Here is an 18,504-nt window from a genome sequence, read left to right as displayed (position 1 = left end):
AAAATCATGTGAAAAGTAGCTTTTTTACTGAATTTATGGTAGAATGGCAGGCAGAGGTTAGTGATGAAAAGATTTCGATTTTCGACAATTCACTTTGTCATGATAGGTGTCATTTTATTTGGGTTGGTGGCTCTTGTCCACCGACTTTTTCCAATTGGTGCCAGTACAGTTTTTGCGCTACTCATCAGCCTATTGGTGTTGATTGCGCTGTTTATTTATCAAAAACATTCTTATGAATTTAGTGAGCTAGAACAGATTGAATATCTCAATAATCAGGCTAATTCTGGTTTGATGATGCTCTTGGATAAAATGCCAGTGGGAGTTATCAAAGTTCGACCAGATAGTAATCAGGTAGAATGGTTTAATCCTTTTGCTGAGCTGATTTTTGCTCAAGAAAATGGTGAGTTTGATCAAAAAAAACTACGTGAAATTATTGACGTTGGTCTGGATGAGGAGCGAATTTATGCGAACTTTTCAGGCAAGAGATATGCTGTTAACGTTGATTTTGATCAAGGGTTATTTTACTTTTTTGATGCGTCAACAGAGTATTCGGCGACAAATAGTTTGATCGGAAGCCGTCCTGTTATAGGGATTATTTCAGTTGATAACTATGATGAGCTTGAGGATGCTGTAACTGATTCTCAAATTAGCCAAGTCAATTCCTTCTTGGCTCAATTTGTTTCGGAATTTTGCCATGATTACGGTATCTACTACCGACGCGGCACAATGGATCGATTCTATTTCTTTACAGATTATGCTGTGTTGGAAAAATTGATAGAGAATAAGTTTTCAGTTATTGATAAGTTCCGCGAGGAGGCTAAAAAGTTAGATTTAGGTTTGACTTTGAGTATGGGATTGGCGTATGGTAATGAAAATCATCACCAAATCGGACAGGTTGCGCTCCAAAATCTCAATATGGCTGAGGTTCGTGGTGGAGACCAGGTTGTGGTCAAGGAAAATGATGAGAGTAAACAGCCACTTTTCTTTGGCGGTGGCTCAGCTTCTTCCGTTAAACGAACACGTACGCGGACTCGTGCTATGATGACTGCTGTATCAGATAAACTCAAATCGGTTGATGCTGTTTTTGTGGTGGGACATCGTAATTTAGATATGGACGCGCTTGGATCCGCGGTCGGTATGCAGTACTTTGCTCAAAATATTATGAACAATGCCTATACGGTGTATAATCCAGATGAAATGGCACCAGATATTGCACGTGCTATCAAGAAGTTGAGTGATGAAAATTGTTCTAATTTGCTAACGGTTGAGGAAGCCATGAAGATGGTCACTTTCCAGTCGTTGTTAATCATGGTAGATCATTCAAAGATTGGCTTGACTTTGGATAAGGATTTCTATGAACAATTTACCCAGGTTGTGGTGGTTGATCATCATCGTCGCGATACAGATTTCCCAAATAATGCAGTTTTGACTTATATAGAGAGTGGTGCTAGTTCTGCGAGTGAGTTAGTAACGGAATTAATTCAATTCCAGAATGACAAACACCATAAGCTTAATCGCATTCAATCTAGTTTATTGATGGCTGGGATTATGCTTGATACAAAAAATTTCACCTCTCGTGTGACCAGTCGTACTTTTGATGTGGCTAGTTACTTGCGGACTCGTGGTAGCGATAGCTTGGAAATTCAGCAGATTGCTGCGACAGATTTTGAGGAATATCGTCAAATCAATGAACTGATTTTAAGTGGGCAGAGAATTGAGTCCAATGTTGTTATTGCGTGTGCAGATGATACTAAAGAATACGATAATATTATTCCGAGCAAGGCTGCCAATACAATATTGGACATGGCAGGAATTGAGGCGGTATTTGTTATAACAAGAAATACCAAAGGGTATGTATCTATTTCTGCAAGGAGTCATAGTAAGATCAATGTTCAACGCATCATGGAAGAAATGGGTGGAGGTGGCCACTTTAACCTAGCTGCCGCTCAGGTATATGACCAGACAATCGCAGAAGTATGTGAAAAGTTGACGGATAAAATCCGCGAAGAAATAAATGGAAATTAGGAGAACAGATATGAAAGTAATCTTTTTAGCAGATGTTAAAGGTCAAGGTAAAAAGGGTGAGATTAAGGAAGTTCCAACAGGTTATGCCCAAAACTTCTTGATTAAGAAAAATTTGGCTAAGGAAGCTACAAACCAAGCAATCAGTGCCCTTCGTGGTCAAGAAAAGTCTAAAGCCAAGGCACACGCAGAAATGGTTGCCGAAGCAGAGGCTATCAAGGCTAAGTTGGCAGAAGAAGCTACATTAGTGAAATTTTTTGAAAAAGTTGGTCCAGATGGTCGTACCTTTGGTTCTATTACCAGCAAGAAGATTGCTGAGGAATTAGAAAAACAATTTGGTATCAAGATTGACAAACGCCATATTCAATTAGACCACCCAATTCGTGCCCTTGGCTTGATTGATGTTCCAGTTAAAATCTATCAAGATGTGACAGGCGTTATCAACTTGAGCATTAAAGAGGCTTAATTTATATCAATACCATCAGTGAGGAGGTGAAATCTTGGCAGAGTTAGATGAATTGCGGGTGCAGCCCCAGGATATTCTGGCTGAACAATCGGTCTTGGGTGCAATTTTCCTGGATGAAGGCAAGTTGGTCTTTGTTCGTGAATACATTGAGGCAGAGGATTTTTTCAAGCATGCCCATAAGCTGATTTTCAAGGCAATGATTGCCCTTTCTGATAAGAATGAAGCAATTGATGCGACCACCATGCGGAACTATCTGGTCAACCATGGTGATTTGGAAAATATCGGTGGTTTGGCTTACTTGGCGGAAATCATTAGTTCCGTACCGACGGCAGCCAATGCGGAATTCTATGCCAAGATTGTCGCGGAAAAATCCAATCTTCGTAAACTGATTGCTCGTTTGACAGATGCTGTCAATCAGGCATACGAGGGTGCGGATGGTTCAGATGACATTATTGCCAATGCTGAAAAAGCCTTGATTGATGTCAGTGAGGGAGCCAGTCGAAGTGGTTTCAAGCGGATTGATGATGTCTTGAATATCAACTTTGATAACCTTGAGACACGTGCCAAGCAGACCTCGGATATTACTGGTATTGCGACAGGTTATCCTGCCCTTGATGCCATGACAACGGGTCTGCATGAGGAAGAGTTGATTATTCTTGCGGCTCGTCCTGCGGTTGGTAAGACAGCTTTTGCCCTCAATATTGCACAAAATATTGGTACAAAACTGGGTTTGACCGTTGCCATCTTTTCTTTAGAGATGGGTGCAGAGAGCTTGGTTGACCGTATGCTCGCTTCTGAGGGGGTCATTAACTCGCGTTCTATTCGTACGGGTCATTTGACACAGGAAGAGTGGAACAAGTACATGGTGGCTCAGGCTAATTTGGCTCGGGCAAGCATCTACATTGATGATACACCTGGTATCAAGATTACAGAAATCCGTTCGCGGTCACGCAAGTTGGCTCAGGAGACTGGAAATCTGGGCTTGATTTTGATTGACTATCTTCAGTTGATTACAGGAACAGGTCGTGAAAACCGGCAACAAGAGGTTTCGGAGATCTCCCGTCAGTTGAAGATTTTGGCTAAGGAATTGAAAGTGCCAGTTATCGCGCTTAGTCAGTTGTCGCGTGGTGTGGAACAACGTCAGGACAAGCGTCCCGTCTTGTCCGATATTCGTGAGTCTGGGTCTATCGAGCAGGATGCGGATATCGTTGCCTTCTTGTATCGTGATGATTACTATGAGCGCGGTGAGCAGGAAGACGGTGGCATTCCGAACAATACGGTTGAAGTCATCATCGAGAAAAACCGTTCCGGTGCGCGTGGTACCGTGGAACTCATGTTCCAAAAAGAATACAATAAATTTGCAAGTATTTCCAAGAGAGAGGATGGATAGAGAATGAGTGATGCATTTACAGATGTTGCTAAAATGAAGCAAATCAAACAAGATATTAAAGACCATGAGGGACAAATTGTTGAATTGACCCTTGAAAATGGTCGTAAGCGTGAGAAGAATAAGCAGGGGCGTATTGTGGAGGTTTATCAGTCTCTCTTTATCGTTGAATTTGAAGATCCAAACAATACCTTTGTGGAATCTTATACTTACTCAGACATTTTGACAGAAAAGATTTTGATTCATTATTTGGATTAGGAATGGGAGCCTGTATTTGCAGGCTTTTTTGTATGTTTTAACCAAACTATATATTGACTAAGATAAAGCAGTGTGTTACAATATTAGTACATAAAAGCGTTTTCAACAACATTTGTGTGCGAGATAGAAAGGAGTTTGTATGGACTTGCAATGGTTTACATTTTTGGCTCTGTTTGCTGAGGGGCTTCTGTCTTTTCTTTCTCCCTGTGTTCTGCCAATTCTCCCTATCTATATTGGTTTGTTGGCAGGTGGAGCTGAAGGGAAAGAGGGGGAGAGGAATGTCCTGGTTAATACGCTGAGTTTTGTGGTTGGGATTGCTGTGACCTTCTTCTTATTAGGCTTTGCCTCTAGTTTGCTGAGTAGGGTCTTACAAGCCAATGCTCAAGTCTTGCAAATCATCAGTGGTCTGCTGATTATTCTCATGGGGATTTTGCAGTTGGGCTGGTTCAATATTCCCATGTTGGAGCGTGAATTTTCTGCGAAAAACAAGGTCTATCAAGCGGGGAAACAGGTCACTCCATTTTTAGCTTTTTTGATGGGCTTTACCTTTAGCTTTTCATGGACACCTTGTATCGGTCCGATTCTGGCTTCTGTCTTTATCTATGCTAGCAGTCAGGAGGGCTGGTTGAGCGGTATCTTGCTGTTGGTTTATTGTCTTGGTTTTATTCTTCCCTTTATTTTGGTTGCCTTTTTTTCTCAGAAAATGTTGGCTTTCTTCAAGAACAATCGGCACTATTTGGCTTGGACCAAGCGTATTTCAGGTTATCTATTGCTCTTGATTGGCTTGAGTATTTTAACAGGTTTCTTCCAGCATCTTGTTCGTTTTTTCCAGTAGGGTAGAAAGGATTTGTTTATGAAAAAGTTGCTATCTATTGTCGCTTGCTTACTTGCTTCCTGTTTTGTGTTGACGGCTTGTTCCTTGTTACCATTGGTAAGTCCGTCTTCTACGGACTCAACTTTGCAGGCCAATCAACCTGTCACGCTAGATTTTTCCCTAAAGGATAAGGATGGAAATGATGTCAATCTGGCAGATTACAAGGGGAAGAAGATTTATATCAATGTTTGGGCGACCTGGTGTGGTCCTTGTCAAAGAGAAATCCCAGAATTGGAGGAGGTTTATCAAGAGTATAAGGATAAGGAAGATTTTGTCTTTTTGTCGATTACGTCACCTGAGGATGCTGAGTTTGAGAATACCAAGCCTGAGGATGTGAGCAAGGCTGAGATTTTAGAGAAGGCTAGTGAGCTAGGTGCGACCTATCCTGTCTTGTTTGATACCAAAGATCAGGCGATGACACAGTTTGGCATTGCTGCATTTCCGACCCATATCCTCATCAATAGTGATGGAACCCTCAAGGTTTCCTTTGCAGGACAGGTGCAGAAGGAAAAATTGGTCGAATTATTGGAAGAAATGCAATAAGAAGGATGAAAAAGGCTTTACAGAGCCTTTTTTTTGTGCTATACTAATCTTTGTGCGAAATAACAGCAGGGCAAAATGAAGCTCGTCAACAGAAGGTCAGCAAGAAGAGTAATCGTTGCTGTTTCGATGAAGGTCTCCTGCACGAATCAGGTTTGCTTAAAACGTTATTTCCTACAAATAAGTCTTTTTTGTTTCCTTTTAGTACTAGGCAAGGAGGTGCAGGCTATACTGAGGTATGCCAAACCGACTTAACGACGTAATAAAAGAGAAACGAAATGACGGAAATTTTTATTTTTAGGAGGACATAACAAATGTCACGTTATACAGGACCATCTTGGAAACAAGCTCGTCGTCTTGGCTTGTCATTGACAGGTACAGGTAAAGAATTGGCACGTCGTAACTACGTACCAGGTCAACACGGACCAAACAACCGTTCTAAATTGTCAGAATACGGTTTGCAATTGGCTGAGAAACAAAAATTGCGTTTCTCTTACGGTTTGGGTGAGAAACAATTCCGTAACTTGTTCGTACAAGCTACTAAAATCAAACAAGGTACTCTTGGTTTCAACTTCATGCTTCTTTTGGAGCGTCGTTTGGATAACGTCGTTTACCGTCTTGGTTTGGCAACTACTCGTCGTCAAGCACGTCAATTCGTAAACCACGGTCATATCCTTGTTGACGGCAAACGCGTTGATATTCCTTCATACCGCGTTGAAGTTGGTCAAGTTATCTCAGTTCGTGAGAAGTCAATCAAAGTTCCAGCTATCCTTGAAGCTGTTGAAGCAACTCTTGGCCGTCCAGCTTTCGTATCATTCGATGCTGAAAAGCTTGAAGGTTCATTGACTCGCTTGCCAGAACGCGACGAAATCAACCCAGAAATCAACGAAGCTCTTGTCGTAGAATTCTACAACAAAATGCTCTAAGATTTGTATCGATATTTTAAAAGCCCTATTTACAAGGGCTTTTTGTCTGTATTTGAGGAGAGATTATGTGGCGTAAGTATTCTTTGCTAGTGGTATTGACTATTTTGGTCGTAGGTGGGGCATTCTTTCTATCTCAATCAGCGGCTGCACCGAATGAATCAGACTACGTGAAGGCTGTAAAGAGTTATCAGGCTATTTCGATAGATGAAGTGGAGCAAAAAATCCAAAACGAGGAAGAATTTATATTATACATAGGTCGTGAGACATGCCCTTATTGTCGCGATTTTGTTCCTAAATTAACAGAGGTAGTAGAGCAATCACATGCGACTATCTACTATTTAGATAGCGAGTCTGATTCGAATGGAAAAATACAACAATTTCGACAGAGTCAAGGTCTTGCTACGGTTCCTAGCTTAACCTATTATAAATCGGGTAAATTATCTGGAATACTCCGAAAAGGGAGCCAAGCAACAATATCCGAAATAGCGAGCTTTTTAGCTCTGCAAAATCAGTAAATAGCCGTAAAAATGTGTGATGTTTGAATCATACATTTTTTTGTTCATGTTTGTGAAAAATATTTCAAAACAGATTGAAAAACATTTCACAATCTTGTATAATACTAATATCAGATAAAATTTGGAGGTTTATCATGAAAAAGAAAGCTTGGTTAGGCTTACTAATGAGTCTACTTGCTGTGGTGTTTTTAGTAGCGTGTGGGGGTAAGTCTGACAAAACAGCAACTTCTTCATCGTCTACTACGTCTTCTTCAGAAGAGGCTGTTTCAGGTGCATCTGTGAAAGAATATACAGATCCATCTGAGTTGAAAGATAGCTATGATGTTATCGTAGTTGGTTCTGGTGGTGCAGGGATGTCTGCAGCTATTTCAGCTAAAGATGCTGGTGCTAGTGTTGCTCTCTTGGAGAAAATGCCTGTTATCGGTGGTAATACGGCTAAATCATCAGCTGGTATGAATGCTTCACAGACTAAATTCCAAGAAGCGGAAGGTATTGCTGATACAAACGATAAATTCTACGAAGAAACCCTTAAAGGTGGTAAAGGAACAAATGATCCTGAATTGCTTCGTTATCTTGTAGATCACTCTGCTAGTGCAATTGACTGGTTGGATGGAATGGGGATCACTCTTAGCAATCTAACTACAACTGGTGGTATGAGTGAGAAACGTACCCACCGTCCAGCAGATGGTTCAGCTGTTGGTGGCTACTTAGTAAATGGTCTTTACCACAATCTTGTTGAACGTGAAGTACCAATTTTTGTAAATGCAGATGTGACAAAACTGCAAGACAAAGATGGTGCAGTAACAGGTGTTGAGGTAGAAATTGCTGGAGAAACGAAGAAAATTTCAGCAAAAGCTGTTGTGTTGGCTACGGGTGGTTTTGGATCAGACTTGGAAATGGTTGCAAAATTCAATCCTGCCCTTGAAGGCTATGTAACAACTAACCAACCTGGCTCAACAGGTGACGGTATTGCGCTTGCTGAATCAGAAGGTGCAGCAACTGTTGATATGGAACAAATCCAAATTCACCCAACTGTTGAGCAAGAAACCTCTTACTTGATTACAGAAGCGGTTCGTGGTGAAGGTGCTATCCTTGTCAATTCTAAAGGGGAGCGCTTTGTTAATGAGTTGGAAACTCGTGATAAAGTTTCTGCGGCTATCAATAGCTTGGAGCCAAACTATGCTTATGTTATCTTTGATGATGCCTTGAAAGATCGTGTGAAGGCGATTGCTCAATACGAAGAAAAAGGTCTTGTAAAAACGGGTGCTACACTTGCAGATTTGGCTAAAGAAATTGACCTACCTGCGGATACACTTCAAACAACACTTGATACTTGGAACAAGGCTGTAGCGGATAAAAATGATGCGGCATTTGGTCGTACATCTGGTATGGATCATGCTTTGGATACAGGTTCTTATCATGCGATTAAGGTTGCTCCAGGTATCCACCATACGATGGGTGGTGTGAAAATCAATACCAATACTCAAGTATTGAAGACAGATGGTTCAGCAATCTCTGGTCTTTATGCTGCTGGTGAAGTAACTGGTGGTGTTCATGGTCAAAACCGTATTGGTGGTAATGCTGTAGCAGACATCATCGTATTTGGTCGTCAGGCTGGTGAACAAGCAGCTGGATTTGCAAAAAAATAATCAATGAATAAAGGGAGGAGACAGATTAACTGTCACCCCCTTTTCTTGTAGCCATTCATCTAAGATGATATACTTTTAAGGTATGAAGAAGAAGATAGTATTATTGCTAGGAGCTATTGCAGCCATTGTTTTGATTTGGTCTGCTATTGCTTGCCAGCATCAGCAATCCTATGTCGAGGCTGCATTAAGAGACCAAGATAAAATTTGGATTATCACAGATTTGCATTATTTGTCACAGGATTTATTTGATGATGGAGAGGCTTTTTCCTATATCGAAAAAACAGCTGCTGGCAAGGATTTACGTTATGGAAAAGAGCGGATGGAGGCCTTGGTTGAGCAGGTTGAGCGTGAGCAACCGTCCTTATTACTAGTCAGTGGGGATTTGACTCTCAATGGTGAAAAGCAGAGCATGGTTGAATTGGCGCAGTATTTTACCCAGATTGAAGAAAAAGGAACGGAGGTTTTGGTCATTCCTGGCAACCATGATATTGCCAGTGGCTGGGCTAGGGCCTTTAAGGGAGATCAGCAGATAGTGACGGATCAGGTCACCGCTCAGCAATTTTCAGATATATTTGACAATCATGGCTATCAACAAGCCAGCAGTCGTGATCAAGCCTCATTGAGCTATCTGGCCAAGCCATTTTCCAATGCTTGGTTTCTGATGATAGACAGTAACATCTACTCTGACGGCTACGGTAAAGGAGCTCCTCCAACCAATGGACGTATCAAAAAAGAGACCTTGGATTGGATAGATGTACAGCTTCAGGCAGCCAAGGAAGCTGGAGTGAGCTTGATACCTGTTGTCCATCACAATGTCTTGCAACAGCATGCCATGCTCTCAAAAGGCTATACTTTGGATAATGCTGCCGATTTGAAGACCTTGTTCAATCAATATGGCATTCAATTTGGTTTTTCGGGACACACTCATTCTCAGAATATTGTTGAAGAAGACTTGGGGCAAGTCAGCTATTCTGAGGTGGTCAATGGAGCATTTTCTATTTACCCAGCTGTTATCGGCCAACTGAGCCTTGATGATACAAGCATTCGCTATCAAAAAACTCAACTTGATATGGCTTCGTGGACAGAAAAGCACCAACCTAGTAATCCAAATTTGCAGAATCACCTAAGCTACTTACAAATCGTCTTTGACAATACCAGCGACATCATGGTTCACAATGTGTTGAACGATGAACGGTGGTATGATGGCGAGACGGCAGATGCAATTTCACAATTTATCATACCAGCCAATCGTGCTTATTTTTCAGGAGAAAAATTGGACCAGACTTGGCTTGAAGAGATGGTATTTCCTAGCCAAGCCTATCAGACCTTGCAAGCGGCATCACCGAGAAGTTTCTTGGCTGATTATCTTGATGTGATTATAAAACGGAGTCAAGGTCGAGATGTGGAGCAAGTGACGGTTTCTAAATGATGAATAGAAAGAAGGCTGGGCAAGCCCAGTCTCGCTTCTCAGAGTTCGTGTCAACATCTCAGCGCAGTGGTTGATTGGCAGATTTGTTCGTGTTTCACACTCCAAATCTGACCTAATCAACTGTGCGGGGGTGGGAAGACGAACTCTTTTTTGACTAGTCGAATTCTTTCCCACTCCCTCTATGCTTGTAAGGGGAGGATGATTTTTAGTTGCACCCAATTATCTTCCTTGCTAAGTGTGAGACTGCCATCGTATTTATTGGCAACATACTCCATACTCTTAAGACCGAATCCATGGTAGTCCTTATTTGTTTTTGAAGTTTCAGGGAGTTGTCCTGTGGATAAGTCTAGTGAAGAAGTATCGTAGTTGTCTAATCGAATGATGAGAAATTGCTGATGGCTGGCAACCTTTAAAGTAATCAAGCGTTGTTCAGGGTTATCTATTTTTTCAACAGCCTCGATGGCATTGTCAATGGCATTTCCAAACAGAGCTGAAATATCCATTACATCCATAAAATGGAGGGGTTCTCCCTGAACAATACAGGTAAAGTTGATTCCATTTTGCAAACAGTAATAATTTTTTTGGCTGAGAATGGTATCTAGAACGGGATTTCCTGTTTCAATCTTGGCGTCAAGGGTCTGGATCACCTCGCTCATTTCCTCCAGGTATTGCTCCTTTTTTGTTTTATCCGATTCTTGCTGAATGATGGCCAGTTGATGCTTTAAATCATGGACCTTACGGTCAAGAATCTCACTGTTTTCACGATAGGCTTGGTATTGCTTGTATTGAAGTTGAAACATATTATTGATAGATGTCAATTCCTGCCGTAAATAGCGATCGTATTGTTGAGATTCTTGGGTGAATAGGAGCAGAAGACCAGAGAGATTGACGGTTGTCCGAAGAATGAAAATGCTGGTCGAGTCTTGAAATTGGCGCGTGCCTGAGAGGATGAAGCCAATATTACTGAGAACAAAGATAGATAAGGTTGTAAAGACGGCTACCGTCACATCTCGCTGCTCAATGAATTTATCCAATTCTTCTAAGCGAACTTTTCGATCTTGTAGGTAGATGAGCCAGTAAGACAGCAGAGAAGTTATCAACAAAAATACCCCTTGTGTCCACAAGTTATCCACAGGTTGTTGATAAATCGTCAAACAGTAGAGATGCCAAGTAATAGAGGCTACTAATTCGGCAATAATAAAGGCTTTTGCTGTCAAATAGAGTCTAGTCCTCTTGTGGATAACTCCAAGCAATCGAATGGAAACAAACATCCAAGCGATATTGATGCCCATTCCCACAGTCCAAAAAAGTAAAGGAAGTTTGCCAGCCACAAGTTGAAGTAAGATTTGTATGAGGAAAATCAGGAGGATACGGAACTGTTTGCGTGACCATTTTTCAGACAAAACAAGTGAGGAACAGACCAGTAGGCAGGCCAAGCTTTCTGTTAGAGCAGTATAGAAACGCGGAATATCAGGGAAGTTGATCATAGTAGGCTATCTCCGATGAAGTTGGTTAGAGCTTTCATAAATTCTTTTTTCCTTGGGCGGCTAATCGGCAAGGCTGTATTTGTGACGTAAACAAGGCTTCCTTCCACTTTTTGAACGTGGGATAGATTGATGATATAGGCTGAGTGGGCTCGTACAAACAATTTACTGTCTAACATGGCTTCGAGATTCTTGAGACTATTATGGGTAATCGTTAGGCCACCGTCAACTGTGTAGATGTGGACCTGATGTCCTTGACTTTCTAGGTAAACAATATCTTCTTGATAGAGTTTTACAGTGGACTGCTTGCTTTTTATATACAAACTTTGTTTCTCTTGGCTATCGGGTAATTTTCTAAGAATTTTTTTAAAATGTTCCTCAAAGACAAAGGAGCTCAGTGGTTTGAGAAGAAAATCAATGGCCTCAACAGAATAACCCTGAATAGCGACATGGGAATGATTGGTCACAAAGACGATGAGAACATCTTTATCCACAGATCGAATCTTTTGAGCGGTGGTCATCCCGTCCATAATCTCCATCTCGACATCTAGGTAAATCAGGTCAAATTGTTTTTGATAGTCACTAGTGATATGGAGACCGTCATTAAAACAGCTGATTTCCACTGCAATCCCAGCTTTTTGGCAGTAGGTTTTGATGTAGTTGGACAATCTTTCTTGCTCGATTTTTTGATCTTCTACAATCGCGATTTTCATAAAGTACTCCCTTTTATTTTCTATCAGTATATCAGAATTAAAATGAAATTGTTAGCTATATTTTAGAAAAATCAAATGATAAAATAGCAAGAGTAGGATTATTTTTCTCAAATTACAAATTATGAAGGTTAAATGACAGATTATGAAGAAAGGGTTTTCATTAAGTATGTTAATTGATATAGTGGATTCAAGAAAAAGAAAAGGCTTACATGAAAGCCGAAACGTTTAGGAGGAAGTCTTATGAAGGCTTGGAAAAAACTTGGTTTAGCAAGTTTAGTTACTCTCATGGGAAATGTCGGAGTAACGGCATTTGCGGCGGAAGATTATGCTAGTTCCTATCAAGCATGGGATGCAGCAGGGATTGCAAAGATTGTTTTAATATGTGCTAGTTTAGCAGTCGTAGCTTTATTCGCATACTATATTTACAAAGGTATGAAGAATAAGGCATTTGTTTCCAAAAAATCAAAGATCTTTACTTCACTTTTGGCATTATTAGGTGTAATAATCATTGGTGCCAACTATGCTGTCAATATGTTTGTCAATGTAATTGACACCTATTTTGCGCCGTCTTATGCAGATGAGACAAAAATAGCTGAGGCAGAAGAGGTTTCTAAATCTTTGGTAACAACTATTCAAGAAGAAGGCACTGTCTTGCTTGAAAACAAAAATCAGACCCTACCGCTTGAAAAATCATCTAAGGTCAATGTCTTTGGTATTTCTTCTGTAGCCATTACTTACGGAGGATCTGGTTCAGGTGCTGCAGATGAGTCCAAAAACGTCAATCTGCAACAAGGTCTTGAAAATGCTGGTTTTGAAGTCAACAGTGAATTGACCGATTTCTATACAGAAAACCTCCCAGAAAAAGAAGGTACCAACATCTTCTCTCTCAATGGTGGAGATTACAATATCTATGAGCCAACTCAAGACAAATACACAGATGAATTGCTAACAAATGCGAAGAATTTCTCAGACACAGCTTTAGTAGTTATTTCTCGTAACGGAGGTGAGGGGGCAGACCTTCCACAAAATATGGCAGAATACCAACAAGGAGACAAGGACAAGCACTATCTTGAACTTCAAGAAGTTGAAAAAGCTATGTTGAAAACTGTAACCGAAAACTTTGACAAGGTTGTTGTCTTGGTCAACTCTTCAAATGCGATGGAACTTGGTTTCTTGGAAGAGGCAGGTGTCGATGCGGCTCTCTGGATTGGCGGACCTGGTTCAACTGGTTTGAACGGTGTAGCTAATATCTTGGCAGGAGATGTCAACCCGTCTGGTCGCTTGGTCGATACCTATGCCTATGACTTGGAAACCAACCCGACCTACTGGAATACAGGGGACTTCTCTTATACCAATATTACTTATGAGAAAACTCCATGGGGAGCAAAAGAACCTCAGACCTTTAACTACAAATTTGTCAACTACCAAGAAGGTATCTATCTAGGCTATCGTTACTATGAAACCCGCTTTGTTGACAATGCGACTGGTCAAGTAGATGAGGCAGCCTACGATGCAACTGTGCAATATCCATTTGGCTACGGTTTGAGCTATACAACATTTGACCAAGAAATCACCAGTATGAAAGAGAATGGTGATAAGATTGAGGTCAATGTCAAGGTAACCAACACTGGTGATGTAGCTGGTAAAGAAGTTGCACAAGTTTATTACACTGCTCCATATACCGAAGGAGGTATTGAAAAATCTCATGTTGTCTTGGCTGGATTTGACAAGACAGATGTACTTGAACCAGGACAAAGTGAAGAAATGACAATTTCCTTCGACCGTGATGACATGGCATCTTACGATGAAAAGACTGAAAAAGCCTACGTTTTAGAGAAAGGCGACTACCAAATCAAACTCATGAATAATGCTCATGATGTATTGGATTCAGAAACCTATGCAGTTGACAGCAAGGAAGTCTTGACGCAACGTTCATCTGATAAAGCTGAGGTAACTAATGCCTTTGAATACGCTGTTGGTGATGTCAAGTATGTAACCCGTGCGGATTGGGCAGGTACTTTGCCAACTGAACGTACAAAAGACAAAGAAGCTAGCAAGCAAATTGCTACAGAAATCAATAATTCAAACTTCCGTATTGACGAATCTTCAGAAACACCGATTGATACGGTGAAAACAGAAGATAACGGACTTCGTTTGGTTGATTTGATTGGTGCAGATTATGATGACGAGCGTTGGGAACAACTCGTTGCTCAAATGTCTGTTGATGAAATGGTCAATTTGATTGGTTATGGAGGTTATGCAACAGGAGCAGTCAAATCAATTGATAAACCAGCTGTTGTTGACTTGGACGGCCCTGCCGGTATCAACGGTATCTTCCAAGGTATCAAAGGCGTTCAATATAACTCAGAAGTCGTTGTTGCTTCTACGTGGAATACCGACTTGGCTGAAGAAATGGGCGATGCTTTTGCCAAAGAGGCATTGGCACACGGTATCGTTGGTCTGTATGCACCAGCTGTGAACATCCACCGTTCACCATTCTCAGGTCGTAACTTCGAGTACTATTCAGAAGACCCACTAATTTCAGGTAAAATGGCAAGCTCACTGGTAGCAAAAGCTCTTGAAAATGGTGTCTATACCTTTACCAAACACTTTGCCCTCAATGACCAAGAAGATAACCGTGAAGGTGTGGCGACTTGGTCTAACGAACAAGCCATGCGTGAAATCTATCTGAAAGCCTTTGAAATTCCTGTCAAAGAAGGTGGAGCGACTGCTATTATGTCATCCTTTAACCGTATCGGTACCCTTTGGGCTGGTGGTAACAGCGACCTCTTGAATACTGTCCTTCGTGACGAGTGGGGCTTCAAGGGAATGGTCATCACAGACTTTGACGGTCAAGACTATATGAGTCCAGACCAAGCTATCCGCAACGGTGGCGACCTCATGTTGACACCTATGGGTGATCTTCCAACAGCCACTTCAACTGGGACTGAAGAAGGGGTTGCAGCACTTCGTCAGGCAAGCAAAAATATCTTGTACACCGTTGCTCATTCTGCAGCCTTTGACATCTACAAACCAAAAACTAAATGGTGGATTGTTGTATTGGTAGCAAGCAATATTGCCCTCATCGGCTTGACAGGTTTCGGTCTTGTCAAGTTGACAGGTAAGAAAAAAGAAGAAAAAAACGCAGCATAACAAGGGGGCATCCCCCTTGTCTTGCATAGGAGACCGTATGAAAGAATGGATTGCCAAACACCCAGACTTGTGGGAATTTATCAAGTTTAATGTGTTATCAAACATAGCGACCATTACAAATTTCTGTGTTCTTTGGTTGTCAACAAATTTCCTCTTTACAGCCTTGTCAAATCAGCCATTTCACTGGTTCATCTTCCATTATGCCGTAGAAAATGGCGGTTTAAACGGCTTTCTCTCCTTCCTATTGGCCTATGTAGCGGCACAGATTGTCAACTATATCGTCCAAAGGAAGTTGGTCTTTGGAGCAGAAAATGATATTTCCAAGACCCTTCATTGGTATATCTTAACTGTTCTAGTTGCAGGAATTTTGTCCATTGTGCTACCACCTTACACTACTCAGCTTTTTACATCATGGGGCTTGAGTTTGGGTTGGGCACAGACAGCAGCCAATTGGGTCAATATTTTCGTTCAAGTGGCTGTCAACTATCCAATGATGAAGTTTGTAATCATGAAATAAGAAGTGATGAACACAATCTCCCTAGTATTTTCTGGGGAGATTTTTTATAGCAGATTATGCCTAAAATCGTACAGATTATGAAGAAAGCGTTTTAATTGTCCCGTTAGTCTGATATGATAATGATAAAGAAATAGAATGAGGAAAAGATGATGAAGCATCAGGAGATTATTAATCGTTTAACATTGGAAGAAAAAGCAGCTCTCATGTCAGGAAAATCTGTTTGGGAAACCAAGGATTACCCTGAAAAAGGAATTCCATCTATCTTTTTGTCTGATGGGCCACATGGAATTCGCAAGCAAGAAGGTGAAGGTGATCACTTAGGGCTGAATGCCTCTGTCCCTGCAACTTGTTTCCCAACAGCTGCTACCTTGGCAAATTCTTGGGATGTGGATCTAGTTGAACGTGTCGGACAAGGTCTCGGCGCAGAAGCAAACAGCTTGGGTGTCAATGTCATTTTGGGTCCGGGGCTTAATATCAAGCGCAGTCCCTTATGTGGTCGAAACTTTGAGTATTATTCAGAAGATCCTTATCAGGCGGGAAAACTGGCGGCCGCAATGATTCGGGGAATGCAGTCGCAAGGTGTTGCGGCAACGCCTAAGCATTTAGCTGTAAACAGTCAGGAATTGCGACGTATGGCTTCAGACTCCATTGTAGATGAGCGCACGCTGAGAGAGCTCTATCTGACAGGATTTGAGATTGCTGTGCGTGAAGGAAATCCAAAGGCAATCATGTCTGCCTATAACAAAATAAACGGCATCTATGCTAATGAAGACAAGCGCCTCTTGCGTGACATTCTCCGTGATGAATGGGGCTTTACTGGCTTTGTCGTATCGGATTGGGGAGGCTCCAATGACCATGTTCTCGGTGTTGAAAATGGTAGTCATTTGGAAATGCCAGGTACAAAAAAGGTCGGTCAAAAGGAAATCATTGACGCTGTTCAGTCTGGTCGTCTGTCCGAGCAGGTATTGAATGAGCGCGTGGATGAGCTACTTGATGTGGTTTTGGAGTTGGCCAATGCTGAAAGACAAACTGTAGATTATTCTGCACAACATGAATTGGCCCGTCAGGCTGCTGCTGAGAGCATTGTATTATTAAAAAATAAAGATCAGATATTGCCCTTATCTAGCGAGATAAAAATAGCCCTCATCGGAGAATTTGCCCAAAATCCTCGCTATCAAGGAGCTGGTTCTTCATTAATCAATACAAGACAATTAGATAAAACAGTGGATTGCATCGCGGACTATCCATTAAATGTCATTGGTTACGAACAAGGTTATCAACGTGTAGATAAAGAGGATGTGCAGTTAGTTGACAAGGCTGTCAATCTTGCAAACCAAGCGGAGCTTGTTCTTTACTATATGGGGCTGGATGAAATGAGTGAAAGTGAGGGCTTGGATCGTCATCATCTAAGTCTCCCTAAAAACCAGTTATCCTTACTGAATGCCTTGGTAGGGACAGGTAAAAAAATCGTTGTTGTCCTATCAGCTGGTTCGGTTGTGGATATGAATTGGAATGTGGATGTAGATGCGGTTCTTCACGGCTATTTATCAGGAGAAGCTGGTGCTAGAGCCATGTTAGATACCTTAATAGGTCGTGTCAATCCGTCAGGGAAACTAAGCGAAACCTATCCTGTTGAGTTAGCAGATGTCCCGTCTTCAGAGAACTACCCTGCTGAAGGAGATTTTGCCTTCTATAAGGAAGCTCTCTATGTAGGCTACCGTTACTTTACAAGCGTTGACAAGGCTGTCAAGTACCCCTTTGGTTATGGATTGTCCTACACAGACTTTTCTTACAGTCAATTAGAAGTGTCTGAATCAGGAGTTTCCGTCACAATCACTAATACAGGAATGGTAGATGGGGCTGAGATCATCCAACTATACATAGGTAAAGAAGATAGTCAGATTTACCGACCTGTAAAGGAATTAAAAGGCTTTAAAAAAGTATTTATAAAAGCAGGCGAGTCCAAACAGATTTTTATTCCTTTTGAGGACTATACGTTCCGTTATTTTAATAAAGAGACAGGCCAATTTGAAGTAGAGGCTGGAAATTATCTCTTGTATGTAGGTGCAAGTAGTCAGGATATTCGCTTAGTTGGCGAGATTACCCGACATGGTACAGTAGACCAATTTCCTGCTTCAGAACAGCTTCCGACTTATCTGACAGCCCAAGTTCAGGCTGTCTCATCACAGGATTTTGCACAATTGCTTGGACGTCCAGTTCCAGAAGAAACCTGGAAAATTGGTCAAGAATTGAGCCTGAACGATCCAGTTTTGAAACTCCAATTTGCGAAGAGTAGGTTGGCACGTGGCGTGCATAAACTATTGGTTAGCTTACTGAAAAAAGCAGAGCAGAAAGGGACTCCTGACTTGAACCTGCTGTTCCTTTATAATATGCCATTTAGGGCTATGGCAAAGATGACAGGTGACATGCTCGATTTACCGATGGTGGAAGGGATTCTAACCATTGTCAATGGCCATTTTTTCAAGGGCTTAGGTCAACTATGGAGAGCCTATCAAGCAAAAAGAAAATATCAAAAGCAACTTTCCTGAAAATGTGATAAAATAGTAACAA

The 18,504-nt window shown here is 41.4% G+C and carries 15 protein-coding genes; 13 read left to right on the top strand and 2 right to left on the bottom strand.

Going from position 1 to position 18,504, the window contains the following annotated elements; all coding sequences use genetic code 11:
- The first annotated feature begins 63 nt into the window (after positions 1-63).
- From ODU55_RS01270 to ODU55_RS01225, 10 genes are all read left to right on the top strand, one after another.
- On the top strand, positions 64-2,025 hold the full coding sequence (locus ODU55_RS01270; protein WP_024407743.1) for a DHH family phosphoesterase: 1,962 nt from the start codon (positions 64-66) through the stop codon (positions 2,023-2,025).
- Between the two features lie 10 nt (positions 2,026-2,035).
- Positions 2,036-2,488, top strand: a complete 453-nt coding sequence (gene rplI, locus ODU55_RS01265; protein ID WP_398581616.1) for a 50S ribosomal protein L9 — start codon at positions 2,036-2,038, stop codon at positions 2,486-2,488.
- A gap of 34 nt (positions 2,489-2,522) precedes the next feature.
- On the top strand, positions 2,523-3,878 hold the full coding sequence (gene dnaB, locus ODU55_RS01260; protein WP_029998154.1) for a replicative DNA helicase: 1,356 nt from the start codon (positions 2,523-2,525) through the stop codon (positions 3,876-3,878).
- Between the two features lie 3 nt (positions 3,879-3,881).
- Positions 3,882-4,133: a Veg family protein gene (locus tag ODU55_RS01255; protein WP_002938218.1), complete on the top strand. Its 252-nt coding sequence runs from the start codon at positions 3,882-3,884 to the stop codon at positions 4,131-4,133.
- 139 nt (positions 4,134-4,272) lie between these two features.
- Positions 4,273-4,968, top strand: coding sequence for a cytochrome c biogenesis CcdA family protein (locus ODU55_RS01250; protein WP_398581615.1), 696 nt, complete (start codon positions 4,273-4,275; stop codon positions 4,966-4,968).
- A gap of 18 nt (positions 4,969-4,986) precedes the next feature.
- Positions 4,987-5,550 carry a TlpA family protein disulfide reductase gene (locus ODU55_RS01245; RefSeq protein WP_398581614.1) on the top strand — a complete coding sequence of 188 codons (564 nt, stop codon included), beginning with the start codon at positions 4,987-4,989 and terminating at the stop codon, positions 5,548-5,550.
- 311 nt (positions 5,551-5,861) lie between these two features.
- The gene (gene rpsD, locus ODU55_RS01240) at positions 5,862-6,473 is read left to right on the top strand and encodes a 30S ribosomal protein S4 (protein ID WP_002938227.1); all 612 of its coding nucleotides are present in this window, start codon (positions 5,862-5,864) and stop codon (positions 6,471-6,473) included.
- Between the two features lie 65 nt (positions 6,474-6,538).
- Positions 6,539-6,988 carry a thioredoxin gene (locus ODU55_RS01235; RefSeq protein WP_398581613.1) on the top strand — a complete coding sequence of 150 codons (450 nt, stop codon included), beginning with the start codon at positions 6,539-6,541 and terminating at the stop codon, positions 6,986-6,988.
- Positions 6,989-7,122: 134 nt separating this feature from the next.
- Positions 7,123-8,637, top strand: coding sequence for a flavocytochrome c (locus ODU55_RS01230; RefSeq protein ID WP_398581612.1), 1,515 nt, complete (start codon positions 7,123-7,125; stop codon positions 8,635-8,637).
- A gap of 82 nt (positions 8,638-8,719) precedes the next feature.
- Entirely contained in the window at positions 8,720-10,066 is a 1,347-nt protein-coding gene (locus ODU55_RS01225; protein WP_398581611.1) for a metallophosphoesterase, read from the top strand.
- A gap of 179 nt (positions 10,067-10,245) precedes the next feature.
- On the opposite strand, the gene ODU55_RS01220 is transcribed toward ODU55_RS01225, so the two are convergent.
- Positions 10,246-11,553, bottom strand: coding sequence for a GHKL domain-containing protein (locus ODU55_RS01220; RefSeq protein WP_398581610.1), 1,308 nt, complete (start codon positions 11,551-11,553; stop codon positions 10,246-10,248).
- On the bottom strand, positions 11,550-12,263 hold the full coding sequence (locus ODU55_RS01215) for a LytR/AlgR family response regulator transcription factor (RefSeq protein ID WP_398581609.1): 714 nt from the start codon (positions 12,261-12,263) through the stop codon (positions 11,550-11,552). The genes ODU55_RS01220 and ODU55_RS01215 overlap by 4 nt, the downstream gene beginning before the upstream one ends.
- 240 nt (positions 12,264-12,503) lie before the next feature.
- On the opposite strand from ODU55_RS01215, the gene ODU55_RS01210 reads away from it, so the two are divergent.
- The 3 genes from ODU55_RS01210 (at position 12,504) to ODU55_RS01200 (ending at position 18,482) form a co-directional block, all read left to right on the top strand.
- Positions 12,504-15,416, top strand: coding sequence for a glycoside hydrolase family 3 C-terminal domain-containing protein (locus tag ODU55_RS01210; RefSeq protein WP_398581608.1), 2,913 nt, complete (start codon positions 12,504-12,506; stop codon positions 15,414-15,416).
- 37 nt (positions 15,417-15,453) lie between these two features.
- The gene (locus ODU55_RS01205) at positions 15,454-15,933 is read left to right on the top strand and encodes a GtrA family protein (protein WP_024404308.1); all 480 of its coding nucleotides are present in this window, start codon (positions 15,454-15,456) and stop codon (positions 15,931-15,933) included.
- A 149-nt stretch (positions 15,934-16,082) separates the two neighbouring features.
- Positions 16,083-18,482 (top strand): glycoside hydrolase family 3 C-terminal domain-containing protein, encoded by a 2,400-nt coding sequence (locus ODU55_RS01200; protein WP_398581634.1) that lies wholly within the window; start codon positions 16,083-16,085, stop codon positions 18,480-18,482.
- The last annotated feature ends 22 nt before the right edge of the window (positions 18,483-18,504 follow it).

It is taken from the genome of Streptococcus sp. 2022WUSS037 (genome assembly GCF_044427225.1).
Taxonomy (GTDB): Bacteria; Bacillota; Bacilli; order Lactobacillales; family Streptococcaceae; genus Streptococcus.
Note: the sequence above shows the minus strand (reverse complement) of the source record. Positions and strands in the feature narration are given on the sequence as shown.

What these genes read in the sequence shown, in the direction of transcription:
- ODU55_RS01270 (WP_024407743.1), top strand. Translation starts at nt 64, where the DNA reads ATGAAAAGATTTCGATTTTCGACAATTCACTTTGTCATGATAGGTGTC.
- rplI (WP_398581616.1), top strand. Translation starts at nt 2,036, where the DNA reads ATGAAAGTAATCTTTTTAGCAGATGTTAAAGGTCAAGGTAAAAAGGGT.
- ODU55_RS01255 (WP_002938218.1), top strand. Translation starts at nt 3,882, where the DNA reads ATGAGTGATGCATTTACAGATGTTGCTAAAATGAAGCAAATCAAACAA.
- ODU55_RS01250 (WP_398581615.1), top strand. Translation starts at nt 4,273, where the DNA reads ATGGACTTGCAATGGTTTACATTTTTGGCTCTGTTTGCTGAGGGGCTT.
- ODU55_RS01245 (WP_398581614.1), top strand. Translation starts at nt 4,987, where the DNA reads ATGAAAAAGTTGCTATCTATTGTCGCTTGCTTACTTGCTTCCTGTTTT.
- rpsD (WP_002938227.1), top strand. Translation starts at nt 5,862, where the DNA reads ATGTCACGTTATACAGGACCATCTTGGAAACAAGCTCGTCGTCTTGGC.
- ODU55_RS01235 (WP_398581613.1), top strand. Translation starts at nt 6,539, where the DNA reads ATGTGGCGTAAGTATTCTTTGCTAGTGGTATTGACTATTTTGGTCGTA.
- ODU55_RS01230 (WP_398581612.1), top strand. Translation starts at nt 7,123, where the DNA reads ATGAAAAAGAAAGCTTGGTTAGGCTTACTAATGAGTCTACTTGCTGTG.
- ODU55_RS01225 (WP_398581611.1), top strand. Translation starts at nt 8,720, where the DNA reads ATGAAGAAGAAGATAGTATTATTGCTAGGAGCTATTGCAGCCATTGTT.
- ODU55_RS01220 (WP_398581610.1), bottom strand. Translation starts at nt 11,553, where the DNA reads ATGATCAACTTCCCTGATATTCCGCGTTTCTATACTGCTCTAACAGAA.
- ODU55_RS01215 (WP_398581609.1), bottom strand. Translation starts at nt 12,263, where the DNA reads ATGAAAATCGCGATTGTAGAAGATCAAAAAATCGAGCAAGAAAGATTG.
- ODU55_RS01210 (WP_398581608.1), top strand. Translation starts at nt 12,504, where the DNA reads ATGAAGGCTTGGAAAAAACTTGGTTTAGCAAGTTTAGTTACTCTCATG.
- ODU55_RS01205 (WP_024404308.1), top strand. Translation starts at nt 15,454, where the DNA reads ATGAAAGAATGGATTGCCAAACACCCAGACTTGTGGGAATTTATCAAG.
- ODU55_RS01200 (WP_398581634.1), top strand. Translation starts at nt 16,083, where the DNA reads ATGAAGCATCAGGAGATTATTAATCGTTTAACATTGGAAGAAAAAGCA.